The sequence below is a fragment of the Rhizobium sp. BK379 genome, from assembly GCF_014193955.1.
GTDB lineage: Bacteria > Pseudomonadota > Alphaproteobacteria > Rhizobiales > Rhizobiaceae > Rhizobium.
On the sequence record NZ_JACIAD010000002.1, the window covers coordinates 301,917 to 318,454 of the forward strand.

Sequence of the window (16,538 nt, forward strand, 5' to 3'; positions counted from 1 at the left end):
AGCGAGCCTCACGTCTGGCGGGATATCCCAAATGCCGAACACATCATGCTTTTGTTGCTTTCCGATCAGCTCACCATCCAGGCAATATAGAGAAGCGTGAGCGCAATGATCCAGAGGGCCACTTTTGCCGAACGGTGATGACGGGCTTCCGCCTTGCCGATGGCTTCTGCTGTCTGCTCGTCGAAGCGCAATCCGTGTTCGCTCATATGCAGAAGCTGATGGTGGAATTTCTCGGTCTGGGCGGCGATCTCCGGCGCGGCTTCGGCAAGCTTCACGGCGGCCTTCAGCCCGTCCTTGAGATCGGTGACGATGCGTTTGGGGCCGAGATTGTTCTTGATCCAGTCGCCGACGACAGGCTCGGACGCCTTCCACATGTTGAAGCGCGGATTGAGCATGCGCGAGACGCCTTCGACGACGACCATCGTCTTCTGCAGCATGACGAGCTCGGGACGCGTCTGCATGTCGAAAAGTTCGGTGACTTCGAAAAGCAGCGTCAAGAGCTTGCCCATCGAGATCGTCTCGGCCGGCTGTCCGTGGATCGGCTCGCCGATCGCCCGGATCGCCTGGGCAAAACTCTCGACATTGTGGTGGCCGGGTACATAGCCCGCCTCGAAATGCACTTCCGCCACCCGGATATAATCGCGTGTGATGAAACCGTAGAGGATTTCGGCGAGGAAGCGACGCTCCTTCTTCCCGAGACGCCCGACGATGCCCATGTCGACGGCAACGATCATGCCATCGGAATCGACAAAGAGGTTGCCCGGGTGCATGTCGGCATGGAAGAAACCGTCGCGCAGCGTATGGCGCAGGAATGACTGGATCAGGGTGTCGGCAAGCACGTTGAGGTCGTGGCCGGCAGCCCGCAGCCCCTCCACATCGGACATCTTGACGCCGTCGATCCACTCCATGGTGATGACGTCGCGGCCGGTGCGCTCCCAGTCCACCTTCGGCACGCGGAAGCCCGGATCCCTTTCGGTATTCTCGGCAATCTCGGAAAGCGCAGCCGCCTCGAGGCGCAGGTCCATCTCCACCTTGGTGGTCTGCTCCAGCGTCTTCGTCACCTCGACCGGCCGCAGGCGCCGGCTGGCCGGCATGAAGCGTTCCTGCATATGGGCAACGATATACATCGCCTCGATATCATGGGCAAACCGCGCTCTCACGCCGGGCCGCACGACCTTGACCGCAACCTTCTTGGGTCCATCAGGTGTGCCGACCTCTGCCGCATGCACCTGCGCGATGGAGGCTGCGGCAATCGGATCGCCGAAGCTTGCATAGAGATCCGTGATCGGCCGCCCGAGCGAACCCTCGATATTGGCCTTGGCGGCAGCCGCCGGGAAAAAGGCCATCCGGTCCTGGAGTTGGGACAGATCGTCGGCAAACTCGACGCCAACGACGTCAGGACGCGTTGCAAGGAACTGGCCGATCTTCACATAGGATGGCCCTAGCCGCTCGACAGCCTGTGCCAGCCGGTCGCTGCGCTTCTGATATTTGCTGCGCTTGCGCGCAAACATGCCGACAAAGGATTTCGCCAGGCTGACCGATGGCGGCAGGCCTTCCGAAGGCAGCGCCGAGATGACGCCCTCACGCACCAGAATCCAGCCGACTCTTGCGAGCCTGAAATATGCCCCGAAAGCACTCATGCGGATCAGAGCTTCCAGCCGGAATGCAGCGCTGCGATGCCGCCGGTATAATTGGTATAGGTCACGCGCGAGAAGCCGGCCGTGCGGATCATCGCCGCGAAATTCTCCTGGTTCGGGAACTTGCGGATCGATTCAACAAGATACTGGTAAGGCTCGGCATCACCGGTGATCGCCTTGCCGAATTTCGGAATGGCGTTGAAGGACCAGGCATCGTAGACCTTGTCGAGCAGCGGCAAGTCCACTTCGGAAAATTCCAGCACCAGCAGCCGCCCGCCGCGCTTCAGGACGCGATAGGCTTCCGAGAGTGCTACCTCGATCCGCGGCACGTTGCGGATGCCGAAAGCGATGGTATAGGCATCGAAGCTGTTTGCCTCGAAGGGAAGGTCTTCGGCATTGGCCTCGACAAAGGTCAGATTGTCGGAAATCTTTTTCTTTTCCGCCCGCTCGGCGCCGACGCCCAGCATCGAACCGTTGATGTCGAGCACGGTCGCATGCGCCTGGCGGTTGGAAGCTTCGACGATGCGGAAGGCGATGTCGCCCGTGCCGCCGGCAACATCGAGCACCTTGTAGCCCGGCTCCTTGCGCGGGTTGAGCGCCGCGATCATCGCGTCCTTCCAGGCCCTGTGCATGCCCATCGACATGACGTCGTTCATGATGTCGTAGCGCTTGGCGACCTTGTGGAAGACCTCGTTGACGAGGCCTTGCTTTTCACCGGTCGGCACCTCACGGAAGCCGTAGGACGTTTCCATGCCGCCATCGGCGGAGGTCCGGCTGTCTGACATCAAGCTACTCCGTTCACATCAAGAATTCGGCGCGGCGACCATAGCGAAAGCGAGGGAGCGGCGCTATCTGTGGGCCACGGTCCGCCCGCGGCACGTTGGCGCTATAGCGCACATCGCGGGCGGTTGAAACACGTTAGATATAGATGGGTTAAGATGCCGGAATTGCCAGAAGTCGAAACGGTGAAGCGCGGTCTGACGCCGGCAATGGAGGGCGGGCGCATCGAGAGACTGGAATTGCGCCGCGGCGATCTGCGGTTTCCCTTTCCTCAGGGCTTCGAGCAACAGGTGTCCGGCCGCAAGATCATCGGCCTTGGACGGCGGGCCAAGTACCTGCTGATCGACCTCGACAGCGGCAAGACAATCATTTCCCATCTCGGCATGTCCGGCTCCTTCCGGATCGAACAGGGCGCCGTCAGCGATACCCCCGGCGACTTCCATCACGAGCGTTCCAAGGATGTGAAGCATGATCACGCCATCTTTCATCTGGATGGCGAGGGCGGACCGCGCCGCGTCATCTACAATGATCCGCGCCGCTTCGGTTTCATGGACATTGCGGACCGCTCTGAACTCGACGCCAACCCCTTTCTGTTCGGTCTGGGGCCGGAACCGACGGGCAACGAGCTGTCGGCCGCCTATCTGGCCGAACGCTTCCAACGCAAGGCACAGCCGCTGAAGAGCGCGTTGCTCGATCAGAAGAACATCGCCGGGCTCGGCAATATCTATGTCTGCGAGGCGCTCTGGCGGGCGCATCTGTTGCCGACGCGCGCAGCCGGCACGCTGGTGACCAAGGCGGGTAAGCCGAAGGAAGCGCTGAATCTGCTGGTCAGCTCTATTCGCGATGTCATCGCCGATGCGATCGCTGCGGGCGGATCGTCGCTGCGCGACCATATCCAGACGGATGGCTCGCTCGGCTACTTCCAGCATTCCTTTTCCGTCTATGATCGCGAAGGTCTAACTTGCCGCACGCCGGGCTGTGGCGGTACGGTCTCGCGCATCGTGCAGGCTGGCCGGTCCACCTTCTATTGCGCCACCTGCCAGAAATAGGAGAGCGCCATGGTCTATGAAACACTTCTTGTTGAAACCCGCGGCAATGTCGGCCTCATTACGCTGAACCGGCCGCAGGCGCTGAACGCGCTGAATTCGACCGTGCTCAAGGAACTGAAGCAAGCCTATGCGGCCTTTCATGCCGATGAGACCATAGGCGCGATCGTGTTGACCGGCTCGGAACGCGCATTCGCCGCCGGTGCCGACATCAAGGAAATGCAGCCGCTCGATTTCGCCGAAGTCTACAAGAGCGATTTCATCAGTGGCTGGGACGAGATCGCCAAGGCCCGTAAGCCGATCATCGCCGCCGTCAGCGGCTTTGCGCTCGGCGGCGGATGCGAGCTTGCCATGCTTTGCGATTTCATCATCGCCTCGGAGACGGCAAAGTTCGGCCAGCCGGAGATCACGCTGGGCGTCATTCCGGGCATTGGCGGCTCGCAGCGCGTGACGCGCGCGGTCGGAAAGGCCAAGGCGATGGATCTGATCCTGACCGGCCGGATGATGGACGCAGCCGAAGCCGAGCGCGCGGGACTCGTTTCGCGTGTGGTGGCACCGGAAAGGCTGCTGGATGAAGCGCTGGAGGCGGCAACCAGGATCGCATCATTGTCTCGGCCGTCGGTTCTGATGGCAAAGGAGGCGGTCAGCCGCGCCTTCGAGACGACGTTGGAGGAGGGCTTGCGTTTCGAACGCCGCCTCTTTCAGAGCCTCTTTGCGACCGAGGATCAGAAAGAGGGCATGGCCGCCTTCATCGAAAAGCGCAAACCTGCCTTCAAGAACAGGTGAGCGGATGCTGCCGGGAAAGGCGCTTTTCCTTGAAAATGCGCGTTGACGCGGGTGAGCTTTAGCGTTATATGCCCGCCCACGGTTCGGAAAGCCGCTCAGGTTTTCCGCTAATGCTCCCGTATTGCTGAATTGAGTGGCCGCAGGGCCAGCGCGGCAATGGCGGAGTTTGTTCGAATTCTTGAGAGAGGCATCCATGGCCAATACAACTTCGGCGAAAAAGGCGACCCGCAAGATCGCTCGCCGTACCGCAGTCAACAAGGCTCGCCGTTCGCGCGTTCGCACTTACGTTCGCCAGGTCGAAGAGGCACTCGCCGCTGGTGATGCCGCCAAGGCAAAGGAAGCCTTCATCGCAGCTGAACCCGAGCTGGCGCGTGCCGCAAGCAAGGGCGTCCTGCACGCCAACACAGCATCCCGCAAGGTCTCGCGCCTTGCCGCTCGTGTGAAGGCCCTGTCGGCTTCTGCGACAGCGTAAATATCTCATTAACGAATTGCTCGTTATGATTAGCCCGGTAATTTTACCGGGCTTTTTCGATTCCGTCGCCCGCTCCGGCTATGGTTAATCTAACGACGATTTCGTGTCAGAGGCATGACAGGAAAAATTGTTTTAAAACAATAACTTACGCAAGGATCTTTTTAAGACTTGCGACTCTGGTCACCCAGCCCGGGGCACCAAATGAGTCAAGAACATTTTTTCTTTTTTCTTTTTATGCGTGTCCAAAATAGCCCACTCGGGGAATCTCCTTGATTCAAAAGCGATTCTTTTTTGACGGTGGTGTGACGCCCTAAAAGGGCAGCGGGAGTCAATGGCCGCATCTTAATTTTGCGTAAAATTCATCGTTGATCTTGCCATTTGATCCTGCCTAAATGGCGTCCAGCAAAGGGCGCGGACATCACCTGCAGAAGTCAGTCCAAACTGCCACGTCGGCAGGATGATGGCTCTGTGTCGCTTGCAACGGAGCGGACAGCTTCCGTTTTCTCACGCACTCGACGGCATTGTACCGTGACGTGGCTGTCACGGGACGGGGACGTTTTGTGCGCTCCGCGGCCACACGCTTTGCGCGAGGCCCGGAAAAGGGCAGGGGAAAGTGTAACATTGCGTGCGGGCTTGCGGGCGAAAAACGAGGATCGGCCGCCAGCCTGACACAGAGCCGTTGAGACGGTTGTCGCATGATCGCGACCACCGCAGGGTCTCTGTGTCAGTCCCGAAAGGGGCAGTGTTTGAGTGAACCGGCATGCAGGCGGCTCATGAGGATGTCGCTGGTTTTGCCAGAGCGGGGAATGATCGGGCGGCTGTCAACGAATGACCGCCCGAGGAAATGAAAGGCGGCATTATGCAGATGAATTCGATGACGACGGGTGCGCTGGATAACGGGGAAGCTGCACCGCAGTCTTTCGGTTCCATTCACCTGAGTGCAACGGAAGAAAAGGGCGAGATGAAGCATGGCGTTCTCTTCGACCGCGTCAGCGCGCGTCTGAAGGCACAAGTTGGTCCTGACGTCTATGCAAGCTGGTTTGCACGGCTCAAGCTTCATTCGGTTTCCAAGAGTGTCGTCCGTCTCACCGTTCCCACGACCTTTCTGAAGTCGTGGATCAACAACCGGTATCTCGATCTCATTGTGGGGCTGTTTCAGGCCGAAGATCCTGAAATCCTGAAGGTCGAGATCCTTGTGCGCACGGCAACGCGCACCGGCGTGAAGGCGGTCGACGAGGCGGTCGCTATCGAGCCGGCTGCCCAGCCCACCCAGCTTCGTCGTCCGGCATCTGCCCAGCCGGCGGGGCATATCGTCCAGCAGGCCGTTTCGGCCGCCGCTGCGGCGCGCCCGGCAAGTGTCGGTTCGCCGCTCTTTGGCTCGCCGCTGGATTCTCGCTTCACCTTCGACACCTTCGTTGAGGGCAGCTCCAACCGCGTGGCGCTTGCCGCCGCGAAAACCATTGCGGAAGCAGGTCAGGGCGCTGTGCGCTTCAACCCGCTCTTCGTCCATGCGACCGTCGGTCTCGGCAAGACCCATCTGCTGCAGGCGATCGCCAATGCTGCGGTGCAGAACCCACGTGGCCTGCGCGTCGTCTATCTGACGGCCGAATACTTCATGTGGCGTTTCGCGACGGCGATCCGTGACAATGACGCGCTGACGTTGAAGGATTCGCTGCGCAACATCGACCTTCTGATCATCGACGACATGCAGTTCCTGCAGGGCAAGATGATCCAACATGAGTTCTGCCACCTGCTGAACATGCTGCTCGACAGCGCCAAGCAGGTCGTCGTCGCAGCCGACCGAGCGCCGTGGGAACTGGAATCGCTCGATCCGCGCGTCCGTTCGCGACTGCAGGGCGGCGTTGCGATCGAACTTGATGGTCCCGACTACGAGATGCGTCTCGAAATCCTGAATCGTCGTCTCGCGGCGGCCCGTCTGGAGGATCCGTCACTGGAGATCCCGACCGATCTGTTGCAGCACGTTGCCCGCAACATCACAGCGAGCGGCCGCGAACTGGAAGGCGCCTTCAACCAGTTGATCTTCCGTCGCTCCTTCGAGCCGAACCTGTCGATCGAGCGCGTGGATGAGCTGCTGGCCCATCTCGTCGGTTCCGGCGAGCCGCGTCGTGTGCGTATCGAGGATATCCAGCGCATCGTCGCACGTCACTACAACGTCTCGCGCCAGGAACTGGTCTCGAACCGCCGCACGCGTGTCATCGTCAAACCGCGCCAGATCGCCATGTATCTGTCGAAGACGCTGACGCCACGCTCTTTCCCGGAGATCGGTCGCCGCTTCGGCGGACGCGATCACACGACGGTTTTGCACGCCGTGCGCAAGATCGAGGAACTGATCTCGGGAGATACGAAGCTGTCGCATGAGATCGAGCTTTTGAAGCGTCTCATCAACGAATAAGCGGTGCACAGCCACCACGTTTCAACAGCCGGGAGCAATCCCGGCTGTTTTCTTTTATGAGCATTTTATTCTATACACCCGCAAGTGAGAAAAATGCGCCGGTGACGAACGTCGGCATTCGGGAGGACATCAATGAGTTTTGAACGGATTGCCGTGATCGGCCTTGGCAAGGTCGGGCGGCTGGCGGCAACGCTTTTGCATGAGGGTGGCTTTGAGGTTGTCGGTGTCGATGCACAACTGCCCACGGGCGAATTGCCCTTCCAATGCCGGGCTGGCGATATCACCGACGTCTCCGTCATCGGAGAACTGCTGTCGAGCGTCGAGGCGGTGCTGTCCTGCCTGCCGTATCATCTGAACATCGAGCTGGCACGGGCGGCCCATCTCGCCGGCATCCACTACTTCGATCTGACCGAGGATGTGCCGACCACCAATTTCATTATCGAACTATCCAAGACCGCCCGCGGCCTGATGGCGCCGCAATGCGGTCTGGCGCCGGGCTTCGTCGGTATCGTCGGCTCAAGCCTTGCCGATGGCTTTGATCGCTGCCGCTCGATCCGCATGCGTGTCGGCGCCCTGCCGCAGCACCCGATCGGACTTCTGGGCTATGCCTTCAACTGGTCGCCGGAAGGCGTGGTCAATGAATACCTGAACGATTGCGAAGTCATCGAGGGCGGGGTGCGCAAGCTCGTCTCGCCGATGGAATGGCACGAAACGATCTATGTCGGCGGCGTCAAGCTGGAGGCTTTCACCACCTCGGGCGGCCTCGGGACCATGTGCGATACCATGCTCGGCAAGGTCGATAACCTCGATTACAAGACGATGCGTTATCCCGGCCATATGGAGCTGATGAACTTCTTCTTCCATGAGCTTCTGATGCGTGAGAAGCGCCAGCTCGCCGGCGAAATCTTGACCAACGCCAAGCCGCCTGTCGATGACGACGTCGTCTACGTCCATGTCGCGGCCGAAGGCACGATCAACGGCTCCTTGCGTCGGAAGGAATTTGTCCGCGCCTATTATCCGATCGAGATTGCAGGAGCCCGGCGTACCGCGATCGCCTGGACGACGTCGGCCTCGGTGGTTGCCGTCATCGAAATGGTCCGCGACGGTCTGCTGCCGGCGAGCGGCTTCCTGCATCAGGAGCATATTCCGCTCGAGATGTTCCTGAAGACGCCGACCGGCAGCCTTTTCAAGGCAGGTGCTACCAGCCGCGATTAGGTTTTCGCTTCTGAAAGCAACCAGCGCCGGAACGCCGCAACCGCCGGCCGTTCCAGCGCTGTGCCTGGATAGACGAGATGGTAGGCAAGTTTGCTTGTCAGCCCCAGTGGAAACGGCGCGATGAGCCTTCCCTCGGCAAGTTCCTTCTCAATGAAGGAGCGGCGCATCAGCGCCACGCCGAAGCCTGATTTCATCGCATCGAAGGCGCCATTGCCGTCGCTGAAGATCGGGCCGCGGGAGGCATCTACCTTGGTGGCGCCCGCCGCGGCCAGCCAGAGCTGCCAGTCGCGGCGGTAGACGTCGTGGATGAGCTGGTATGCCGAAAGCTGATCGGGCGAGGGATTTTCGCCGAGGATTGCAGCGATCGCCGGCGTGCAGACCGGCACCAGTTCGTCATCCACCAGCCGCTCGCTGATCAATCCCTCATAACCGCCAAGCCCGTGGCGGATGGCGAGATCGATCCCATCGCGCTCGAAATCGAACATGCGATGGGACGCACTGATGCGGACATCGATATCAGGATGCATGTCCTCGAAGCGCTGCAGGCGCGGCAAAAGCCAATGTGTTGCAAAACCTGCCGTACAGGTCAGCGCCAGCGCATTGCCCCGCCGCCGTGCCGTCAGTGATGCCGTCGCTTCCCGCACGAGCTGGAAGGCCGTGCGCAATGTCGCGAAATAGTCCCGGCCTTCCGGCGTCAACAGAATCTGCCGTGTACGCCGCTCGAACAGCGATACGCCAAGCGAGGCTTCGAGATCGCGGACCTGCAGGCTGACAGCGCCAGGCGTGACGTGCAGCTCGCGCGCCGCCTGCGTCATGCTCAGATGACGCGCCGTGGCCTCAAAGGCGCGCAGGGCCGACAATGACGGCAAAGGATCTGTCATGCTTTAGCTCAGCTCAATCATGCGAGCAGAAATGCTCGTTTGTCAGGCGATAAGGAATACTAATAAAAACCGGTAGATCTGGCAAATCCACGCAGGTGAGCCGGAGGAAACACTTTAGCAGAACTCGGCGAGGAGATTGTCATGTCCATCCAGAAGACCATGGGAGCCGCAGAATGGGCCATGCTGATCGTGCTGTCGCTTCTCTGGGGTGGCTCCTTCTTCTTTAACGGCATTCTCGTCAAGGCGCTGCCGCCGTTCACAATCGTGACCGGTCGTGTCCTGCTTGCCGCCATCGCGCTTAATCTGATCGTGCGCGCCATGGGTCATACCATGCCGCGTGACAGGCAGAGCTGGATCGCCTTTTTCGGCATGGGGCTTCTCAACAATATGATTCCCTTCTGTCTCATCGTCTGGGGCCAGACACATATTGCGAGCGGTCTTGCCTCAATCCTCAACGCCACGACACCACTCTTTGCCGTACTCGTTGCTCATGTCCTGACGGCGGATGAAAAGCTGACGGCAAACCGTCTGTTCGGCGTGATCGTCGGCTTTGCAGGCGTTGCTTACATGATCGGCTTTGACGCGTTGAAGGATCTCGGCTCGAACGTGCTTGCCCAACTCGCAGTTCTCGGTGCTGCCTTCTCCTATTCGCTGGCCGGCATCTGGGGACGGCGATTCCGCCGGATGGGCCTTGCGCCGCTTATTCCGGCCGCCGGGCAGGTGACGGCATCCACCGTTCTGATGCTGCCGATCGCGCTGATTGTGGACCAGCCCTGGACGCTCGCCATGCCCTCCGTCGAGACCTGGCTGGCGCTATCAGGTCTTGCGATCCTCTCGACGGCCGTGGCCTATGTGCTGTTCTTCCGCATACTGGCAACGGCAGGTGCCACCAATCTGATGCTGGTGACCTTCCTGATCCCCGTCAGCGCGATCCTGCTTGGCGCCGCAGCACTCGGTGAGCAGTTGCAGCTCAAACATCTGGTGGGCATGGCTTTGATCGCGCTCGGCCTTGCCGCAATCGATGGAAGGCTCGTCAATTTTGCAAGGAGACGGGCTGCTTGAGGCGGACCTGAAGCGGTTCAGGAAAAAGTGTGAGCGGCAGGTTTGCGCCCGGAACTGAGTGAAGCAAGGGAGATAGAGCTTAGCCTTGTTTCGAAGAACAAGGGGAATGCTCTAGCAGGCGAGGTCCGCCACGACGGAATCAAGGATCAGCATGCCTGCCGGCGTGCAGCGCAGGCGGGAATTGCCGATCCGCTCAATGAAGCCGTGTTCCAGTAAAAATTCCTCCCGTTTCGGATCGGGATCGCGGCCGGAAAGCTGCTGCCAGCGGGCAAGATCGACACCTTCCTTCAGGCGCAGTCCCATCAGCAGCAATTCATCGGCCTGCTCATCGAAACCGAGGCGCTCGTGCTCGGTGATACCATGGCCGTCGCGTTCGACGAGGTCCAGCCAGGCTTCAGGCTTGCGCTCCGTAGCGGTTGCGACCTTCTCTCCGCCCCGCGACAGGCGACCATGCGCGCCAGGGCCGATGCCGGCATAGTCGCCATAGCGCCAGTAGGTGAGGTTATGGCGGCTCTCCGCACCCGGCCGGGCATGATTGGATACTTCATAGGCCGGCAATCCTTCGCGCTCGGTGATCTCCTGCGTGGCTTCATAGAGAGCAGCGGACTGGTCCCCATCCGGCACGATCAGCTTTCCAGCCTTATGCAGCCCGTAGAAGGGCGTGCCTTCCTCGATCGTGAGCTGATACAGCGAGAGATGGTCCACGGCATAGGAAATGGCTTCCTTGAGCTCGCGATCCCACTCCTCGACCGTCTGGTTCGGCCGCGCATAGATCAGGTCGAAAGACATGCGCGGGAAGATGTCACGCGCGAGCCTGATCGCCTTCAGCGCATCAGCGACGTCATGCAGCCGCCCAAGGAATTTGAGGTCGCGATCATTCAGGGCCTGTACACCGAGCGAGACGCGGTTCACACCGGCGGCGCGGTAGCCACGGAAACGGTCTGCTTCGACGCTGGAAGGATTGGCCTCCATCGTGATCTCGATACCGTCAGGCACATTCCAGTGCCGCGCAATGCCGTCGAGGATCGCATCGACTGTTTCCGGCTTCATCAGCGACGGCGTGCCGCCTCCGAGGAAGATGCTGGTTACCGTCTTCGGCCCGCTCATCAGGCGGGCATTGGTGATCTCTTTCAGGAAAGCGGCGACATAGCGCTCCTGATCGACCGGCTGATGCCGGACATGGCTGTTGAAATCGCAATAGGGGCACTTCGCCGCGCAGAAAGGCCAATGCACATAGACCCCGAAACCGGGCTCGCCGGTATCGGGCAGAAGCTTTGCATCGCGCGTCAGCGCAGACGGTTCGATCATGTTCAAGGCTCGGCCTATGCTTCCAGGCAGGTTTCGACGAAGAGCTTGAAGGCGCGGGCGCGATGCGAGAGAGCCTGCGGCTTGCCGATGTTCCAGCCGTGTTTTTCTTCCGCGCTCATCTCGCCGAAGGTCACATCGTAGTCCTCGGGCTGGAAGATCGGATCATAGCCGAAACCTTGCGTCCCGCGCGGGGGCCAGACGACTTTGCCTTCCACTTCGCCGCGGAAAAGCTCCGTGTGACCATCCGGCCATGCAAGGCAGAGCACGCTGACAAAACGGGCAGAGCGCTGCTCGGGCTTGGTGGCGCCGGCCTTTTCCAATGCCTTCTCGACCTTCTCCATGGCCATGAAGAAATCGCGGGTGCCGTTGCCGGTCTCCGCCCAGTCGGCGGTGTAGACGCCGGGATCGCCGCCAAGCGCATCGACGACGAGGCCGGAATCGTCGGAAAGCGCCGGCATTCCGGAGGCTTGAGCCGAGGCAAGTGCCTTGATCGTGGCATTTTCCTCGAAGGTCGTCCCGGTTTCCTCGGGTTCGATGAAATTGAGTTCGGCGGCCGATTTGGCGGTGAAGCCGAGCGGCCCGATCAGATCCTGGATCTCGCGGATCTTGCCCTGGTTGTGGCTGGCGACGACAATAGTTTTGGTTTCGAGCTTACGCATAAAATATCCTTACCCCATGCCCCAGATTTTGGCCTCCGCGCATTCCAGGCTATTGCCTGAAGGGTCGCGGAAATAAATCGATCGGCCGCCCTGCGGCCATTGAACCTCGGATTCGATGCCGATGCCGGCAGCTTTCAGCTTTTGCACCATCGCATCGAGATTGTCTCCCGAAACCGTGAAGCAGGCATGGCCCCTTCCGATAGTGCCATGCGGCGGAACCTGCAGGCTGTCCGGTGCAGGCGGCTTCACCGTTTCCTCCGGGTTGAAGATCAGGAGCACGCCCGGTCCGCAGCGGAAGAACACATGACGGTTGCCAGACCGTGCGATCTTCTCAAGGCCCAGCACATCCTCGTAAAAGGCTTCTGTCGCATCGAGATCGGTTGCGTAGAGCGCAGTTTCAAGAACGCCTTCGATGGGTTGTGCCATTGCCCGCCCCTTTTGAGGCCTTGCCCCCGTAAGCAGGGACGAGGAAATTCACTGGCGAGGCTTGAATGATAGCCTCAGGCGATGGCTTGCTTCTGCAGGTCCACCAGCCCGGCAATGCCCGCCTTGGCGAGACCCATCAGCGAGGAGAACTCCTCTTCGCTGAAAGGCGTGCCTTCCGCCGTGCCTTGGATCTCGACGATGCCGCCGGCGCCCGTCATGACGAAATTGGCGTCGGTCTCGGCCGAGGAATCCTCGAGATAGTCTAGGTCGATGACCGGCTGGTTGGCGAAGATGCCGCAGGAGATCGCCGCGACATGGTCCTTCAGCACGCGGTCGGCCTTGATCATGTTGCGGGTTTCCATCCAGCGCAGGCAATCGTAAAGCGCAATCCAGCCGCCGGTGATCGAGGCCGTGCGCGTGCCGCCGTCGGCCTGGATGACGTCGCAGTCGAGCGTGATCTGCCGCTCGCCGAGGGCAGTAAGATCGACCACGGCACGCAGCGAGCGGCCGATCAGGCGCTGGATTTCCTGCGTGCGGCCGCCCTGTTTGCCGGCTGCGGCTTCGCGCTTCATTCGCTCGCCTGTCGCGCGCGGCAGCATGCCATACTCGGCTGTGACCCAGCCCTTGCCGGTGTTGCGCAGCCACGGCGGCGTCTTGTCTTCCAGGCTCGCCGTACAGAGTACGTGCGTATCGCCGAACTTCACCAGGCAGGAGCCTTCCGCATGCTTGGAAAAATTGCGCTCGAAGGAGACCTTGCGCATCTGGTCGGTTTTTCTGCCTGAAGGCCGCATTCTCTTCTCCTGAAACATGATGCCGAAAACGTGAGCGCTTTCAGGCAATGTCTGTGCATGCATTGTATCGTCGCCCGCTTCTACGATTGGCTGCGTGCATTTGCAAATTCCCTTTTGCCACGGGGGGCAGATTGGCTATATTTCCCTGATATCATTCAGTGCGGGTGCGAAAAGTTCATGAGCTACAGGTCGACATCAATTTCGGATGCCGTGGCTGCGCTGGATGAACGATCGAAGGAAATCTTCCGGCGCATCGTCGAAGGCTATCTGGAGCACGGCGAGCCGCTCGGCTCCCGCAATCTTTCGCGTCTTCTGCCGATGTCTCTGTCGCCTGCCTCCGTTCGCAATGTCATGAGCGATCTGGAAGAGCTTGGTCTGATCTATTCGCCGCATGTCAGCGCCGGGCGCCTGCCGACCCAGATCGGGCTGCGCTTCTTTGTCGATGCCTTCATGCAGGTCGGTGACCTCTCGGCAGAAGAACGTGCCAGCATCGACCGCCAGGTGCGGGCCGGAAGCCGCGACAATCCGGTGGAATCGATGATGAATGAGGCGAGTCGCATGCTCTCGGGCATTTCGCGCGGCGCCGGCCTTGTCATCACCTCAAAGAGCGACCCGGTTCTGAAACATGTCGAGTTCATCCGCCTGGAACCTACCAAGGCGCTGGCTGTTCTTGTCGGTGATCACGATCAGGTCGAAAACCGCATTATAGAACTGCCCGCAGGTGTTACCTCGTCGCAGCTCACCGAGGCTGCCAATTTCCTCAATGCACACATGACCGGGCAGACGCTGCCGGAATTGCGCTTGCAATTGAGCCGGCTGAAAGATGAAGTTCGCCATGAGCTCGACGCACTGTCGCGCGACCTCGTGGAGCGCGGCGTCGCCGTGTGGGCCGGCAACTCGGACGAGACCAAGCCGGCACAGCTCATCATCCGCGGCCGAGCAAACCTGCTGGAAGGCGTAGGCGGCGCGGAAGACCTCGACCGGCTGCGCCTGCTCTTCGATGATCTGGAGAAGAAGGACAGCTTGATCGAGCTCCTGAACCTTGCCGAAAGCGGGCCGGGCGTACGCATCTTCATCGGTTCGGAAAACAAGCTTTTCTCACTTTCCGGCTCCTCGCTCATTGTGGCGCCCTATCGCGATGACGACGACCGCATCGTTGGCGCGGTAGGAGTGATCGGTCCCACGCGGCTCAATTATTCCCGCATCGTGCCGATGGTGGACTATACGGCGCAGCTCGTGTCGCGCCTTTCGCGCGGATCTCTCTGATCCCTTGCGCAAAACAGGCGGAATTTTAGCTTCTTCGTAACGCAGACTTGATTTTTTCCGGCCAAACATCGATATCGGGCGCATCTGAGAATACACGAACCGGAGACCGTCATGACTGATGAAACGACGAAGAACGGACCTGACGCGGCTGCGGCGGAAGCCACAGCCGACGCCGCCGCAAACGTCGAGAATGAAGCCGTGAAGGAAGCAGCCGCAGGCGAACCAGATGCGCTTGAGCTTCTGAAGGCCGAGAATACGGAACTGCGCGACCGCTACCTGCGGCTCGCTGCCGAAATGGATAATCTGCGCCGCCGCACGGAGCGCGAGGTTAAGGACGCCAAGTCCTATTCCGTCGCAGGCTTCGCCCGCGACATGCTGGCCGTCTCGGACAATCTGCGCCGTGCGATCGATGCCATTCCGCCGGAAGCCAGGGCTGCCGCCGACGCTGGCCTGATGACATTGATCGAAGGTGTCGAGATGACCGAGCGCTCCATGCTGTCGGCTCTCGAGCGCCACGGCGTTCGCAAGCTGGAGCCGGTCGGCCAGAAGTTCGACCCGAACTTCCATCAGGCGATGTTCGAAGTGCCGAATACCGAAGTGCCGAACAATACGGTGGTACAGGTCGTACAGGCCGGTTTCAGCATTGGTGAACGCGTCTTGCGCCCGGCCATGGTCGGCGTCGCCAAGGGTGGTCCGAAACTCGTCGAAGCCGAGGCCAACTCGGTGCTGGACGAGAAGGACGCCTGAGACAGCAAGAATGCCTGACAATTGAAAAAGGCCGCGTCAGCGGCCTTTTTGGTTTTTGTATCACCCTTGCGAACTAGATGCGCCCGAAACGCTCGATCAGCAGATCGAAGAAACCGTCGGAATCCACGTAGCGCATGACCTTTGCATTACGCTTTCGGTCGGTCACATGCCACCAGTCGACGACGGTCATGCCGACCGTCAGTTCGGATGTGACTTCGATCTCGACATTGCAGTCCCTGCCCTTGAAGAGGTCCGGTTTCAGCAGATAGGCGACGGTCGTCGGATCATGCAGCGGACCGCCGTCCGAGCCGTATTTTTCGATGTCGAAGCGCTCGAAGAATTCCAGCATCTCGACCATCGCCTTGGCAGGCGCGGTGCCGATATCGGCCATGCGCTTCACCCGGTCCTTGCGGGTCAGCAACTGGTGCGTCACATCGAGCGGCATCATGACGACCGGCACGCCCGAGCGGAACACGATATCGGCGGCTTCCGGATCGACATAGATGTTGAATTCAGCAGCCGGCGTGATGTTGCCGCCTTCGAAGAAGCCGCCGCCCATCATGACGAGTTCGCGGATGCGCGGGACGATATCCGGCGCCTTCTGGAAGGCCAGGCCGATATTGGTCAGCGGACCGAGCGTACAGAGCGTGACGGTGCCTTCCGGCTCGCGTCGCAGCGTTTCGATGATGAAGTCGACCGAATGCTGCGCCTGCAGCGGCATCGTGGGCTCTGGAAGCGTCGGGCCATCGAGGCCTGTCTTGCCATGCACGTGCTCGGCGGTGACGAGCTTGCGGGCGATCGGTCGGTCGGCGCCGGCAAAGACCTTGATATCGGTCCGCTCGCACAATTCGCAGATGATACGCGCATTGCGGCTGGTGAACGACAACGGCACATTGCCGGCGACGGTGGTGATGCCCAACACCTCAAGCTCTTCCCGGCTGCCGAAGGCCAGCATGATCGCGGCGGCATCGTCCTGGCCGGGGTCGGTGTCGATAATGATTTTTCTCGGTTCTGCCATCCGAATCGTTCCATCCTCTGGTGCGCGACGC

At 60.4% G+C, this 16,538-nt stretch carries 16 protein-coding genes; 8 read left to right on the forward strand and 8 right to left on the reverse strand.

Annotated features, from left to right (window positions below):
- Nucleotides 1–65: 65 nt before the first annotated feature.
- Together ubiB and ubiE are read right to left on the reverse strand one after the other, a co-directional pair.
- Complete coding sequence (gene ubiB, locus FHT93_RS12500; RefSeq protein ID WP_183847828.1) at nucleotides 66–1,640, reverse strand: 2-polyprenylphenol 6-hydroxylase; 1,575 nt, start codon at nucleotides 1,638–1,640, stop codon at nucleotides 66–68.
- 5 nt (nucleotides 1,641–1,645) lie between these two features.
- Nucleotides 1,646–2,422 (reverse strand): bifunctional demethylmenaquinone methyltransferase/2-methoxy-6-polyprenyl-1,4-benzoquinol methylase UbiE, encoded by a 777-nt coding sequence (ubiE, locus tag FHT93_RS12505; RefSeq protein WP_183847830.1) that lies wholly within the window; start codon nucleotides 2,420–2,422, stop codon nucleotides 1,646–1,648.
- A gap of 153 nt (nucleotides 2,423–2,575) precedes the next feature.
- Between ubiE and mutM the strand changes: the two genes are divergently transcribed.
- From mutM to FHT93_RS12530, 5 genes are all read left to right on the forward strand, one after another.
- Entirely contained in the window at nucleotides 2,576–3,466 is an 891-nt protein-coding gene (gene mutM, locus FHT93_RS12510; protein WP_183847832.1) for a bifunctional DNA-formamidopyrimidine glycosylase/DNA-(apurinic or apyrimidinic site) lyase, read from the forward strand.
- Between the two features lie 9 nt (nucleotides 3,467–3,475).
- Nucleotides 3,476–4,249 carry an enoyl-CoA hydratase gene (locus FHT93_RS12515; RefSeq protein WP_183847834.1) on the forward strand — a complete coding sequence of 258 codons (774 nt, stop codon included), beginning with the start codon at nucleotides 3,476–3,478 and terminating at the stop codon, nucleotides 4,247–4,249.
- 193 nt (nucleotides 4,250–4,442) lie between these two features.
- On the forward strand, nucleotides 4,443–4,721 hold the full coding sequence (gene rpsT, locus FHT93_RS12520) for a 30S ribosomal protein S20 (RefSeq protein ID WP_112541840.1): 279 nt from the start codon (nucleotides 4,443–4,445) through the stop codon (nucleotides 4,719–4,721).
- An 859-nt stretch (nucleotides 4,722–5,580) separates the two neighbouring features.
- Entirely contained in the window at nucleotides 5,581–7,134 is a 1,554-nt protein-coding gene (gene dnaA, locus FHT93_RS12525) for a chromosomal replication initiator protein DnaA (protein WP_112542001.1), read from the forward strand.
- Between the two features lie 132 nt (nucleotides 7,135–7,266).
- Entirely contained in the window at nucleotides 7,267–8,349 is a 1,083-nt protein-coding gene (locus FHT93_RS12530) for a saccharopine dehydrogenase C-terminal domain-containing protein (RefSeq protein ID WP_183847836.1), read from the forward strand.
- Here FHT93_RS12530 and gcvA read toward each other — a convergent pair.
- A complete protein-coding gene (gcvA, locus tag FHT93_RS12535) occupies nucleotides 8,346–9,230 on the reverse strand; it encodes a transcriptional regulator GcvA (RefSeq protein WP_183847838.1) in 885 nt (294 codons plus the stop codon). The two genes, FHT93_RS12530 and gcvA, sit on opposite strands and share 4 nt — an antisense overlap.
- 141 nt (nucleotides 9,231–9,371) lie before the next feature.
- On the opposite strand from gcvA, the gene FHT93_RS12540 reads away from it, so the two are divergent.
- Complete coding sequence (locus FHT93_RS12540) at nucleotides 9,372–10,292, forward strand: DMT family transporter (RefSeq protein WP_183847840.1); 921 nt, start codon at nucleotides 9,372–9,374, stop codon at nucleotides 10,290–10,292.
- 111 nt (nucleotides 10,293–10,403) lie between these two features.
- On the opposite strand, the gene hemW is transcribed toward FHT93_RS12540, so the two are convergent.
- The 4 genes from hemW to rph all read right to left on the reverse strand — a co-directional run bounded on the left by hemW (nucleotide 10,404) and on the right by rph (nucleotide 13,476).
- Nucleotides 10,404–11,600 (reverse strand): radical SAM family heme chaperone HemW, encoded by a 1,197-nt coding sequence (gene hemW / locus FHT93_RS12545; protein ID WP_183847842.1) that lies wholly within the window; start codon nucleotides 11,598–11,600, stop codon nucleotides 10,404–10,406.
- Between the two features lie 14 nt (nucleotides 11,601–11,614).
- Nucleotides 11,615–12,259, reverse strand: a complete 645-nt coding sequence (gene rdgB, locus FHT93_RS12550; RefSeq protein WP_112970013.1) for an RdgB/HAM1 family non-canonical purine NTP pyrophosphatase — start codon at nucleotides 12,257–12,259, stop codon at nucleotides 11,615–11,617.
- A 9-nt stretch (nucleotides 12,260–12,268) separates the two neighbouring features.
- Nucleotides 12,269–12,685: a VOC family protein gene (locus FHT93_RS12555; RefSeq protein WP_183847844.1), complete on the reverse strand. Its 417-nt coding sequence runs from the start codon at nucleotides 12,683–12,685 to the stop codon at nucleotides 12,269–12,271.
- Between the two features lie 74 nt (nucleotides 12,686–12,759).
- Nucleotides 12,760–13,476 (reverse strand): ribonuclease PH, encoded by a 717-nt coding sequence (gene rph, locus FHT93_RS12560; RefSeq protein ID WP_112541833.1) that lies wholly within the window; start codon nucleotides 13,474–13,476, stop codon nucleotides 12,760–12,762.
- A 177-nt stretch (nucleotides 13,477–13,653) separates the two neighbouring features.
- On the opposite strand from rph, the gene hrcA reads away from it, so the two are divergent.
- Nucleotides 13,654–14,742 carry a heat-inducible transcriptional repressor HrcA gene (hrcA, locus tag FHT93_RS12565; RefSeq protein ID WP_112970011.1) on the forward strand — a complete coding sequence of 363 codons (1,089 nt, stop codon included), beginning with the start codon at nucleotides 13,654–13,656 and terminating at the stop codon, nucleotides 14,740–14,742.
- A 111-nt stretch (nucleotides 14,743–14,853) separates the two neighbouring features.
- Nucleotides 14,854–15,489, forward strand: a complete 636-nt coding sequence (gene grpE, locus FHT93_RS12570; RefSeq protein ID WP_112541831.1) for a nucleotide exchange factor GrpE — start codon at nucleotides 14,854–14,856, stop codon at nucleotides 15,487–15,489.
- A 73-nt stretch (nucleotides 15,490–15,562) separates the two neighbouring features.
- Here grpE and FHT93_RS12575 read toward each other — a convergent pair whose 3' ends face one another.
- Nucleotides 15,563–16,507 carry a nucleoside hydrolase gene (locus tag FHT93_RS12575; RefSeq protein ID WP_113013099.1) on the reverse strand — a complete coding sequence of 315 codons (945 nt, stop codon included), beginning with the start codon at nucleotides 16,505–16,507 and terminating at the stop codon, nucleotides 15,563–15,565.
- Nucleotides 16,508–16,538: the final 31 nt, after the last annotated feature.

Bases quoted from the DNA above. Each gene is read 5' to 3' on its own strand.
- ubiB (WP_183847828.1), bottom strand. From the start codon at position 1,640: ATGAGTGCTTTCGGGGCATATTTCAGGCTCGCAAGAGTCGGCTGGATT.
- ubiE (WP_183847830.1), bottom strand. From the start codon at position 2,422: ATGTCAGACAGCCGGACCTCCGCCGATGGCGGCATGGAAACGTCCTAC.
- mutM (WP_183847832.1), top strand. From the start codon at position 2,576: ATGCCGGAATTGCCAGAAGTCGAAACGGTGAAGCGCGGTCTGACGCCG.
- FHT93_RS12515 (WP_183847834.1), top strand. From the start codon at position 3,476: ATGGTCTATGAAACACTTCTTGTTGAAACCCGCGGCAATGTCGGCCTC.
- rpsT (WP_112541840.1), top strand. From the start codon at position 4,443: ATGGCCAATACAACTTCGGCGAAAAAGGCGACCCGCAAGATCGCTCGC.
- dnaA (WP_112542001.1), top strand. From the start codon at position 5,581: ATGCAGATGAATTCGATGACGACGGGTGCGCTGGATAACGGGGAAGCT.
- FHT93_RS12530 (WP_183847836.1), top strand. From the start codon at position 7,267: ATGAGTTTTGAACGGATTGCCGTGATCGGCCTTGGCAAGGTCGGGCGG.
- gcvA (WP_183847838.1), bottom strand. From the start codon at position 9,230: ATGACAGATCCTTTGCCGTCATTGTCGGCCCTGCGCGCCTTTGAGGCC.
- FHT93_RS12540 (WP_183847840.1), top strand. From the start codon at position 9,372: ATGTCCATCCAGAAGACCATGGGAGCCGCAGAATGGGCCATGCTGATC.
- hemW (WP_183847842.1), bottom strand. From the start codon at position 11,600: ATGATCGAACCGTCTGCGCTGACGCGCGATGCAAAGCTTCTGCCCGAT.
- rdgB (WP_112970013.1), bottom strand. From the start codon at position 12,259: ATGCGTAAGCTCGAAACCAAAACTATTGTCGTCGCCAGCCACAACCAG.
- FHT93_RS12555 (WP_183847844.1), bottom strand. From the start codon at position 12,685: ATGGCACAACCCATCGAAGGCGTTCTTGAAACTGCGCTCTACGCAACC.
- rph (WP_112541833.1), bottom strand. From the start codon at position 13,476: ATGCGGCCTTCAGGCAGAAAAACCGACCAGATGCGCAAGGTCTCCTTC.
- hrcA (WP_112970011.1), top strand. From the start codon at position 13,654: ATGAGCTACAGGTCGACATCAATTTCGGATGCCGTGGCTGCGCTGGAT.
- grpE (WP_112541831.1), top strand. From the start codon at position 14,854: ATGACTGATGAAACGACGAAGAACGGACCTGACGCGGCTGCGGCGGAA.
- FHT93_RS12575 (WP_113013099.1), bottom strand. From the start codon at position 16,507: ATGGCAGAACCGAGAAAAATCATTATCGACACCGACCCCGGCCAGGAC.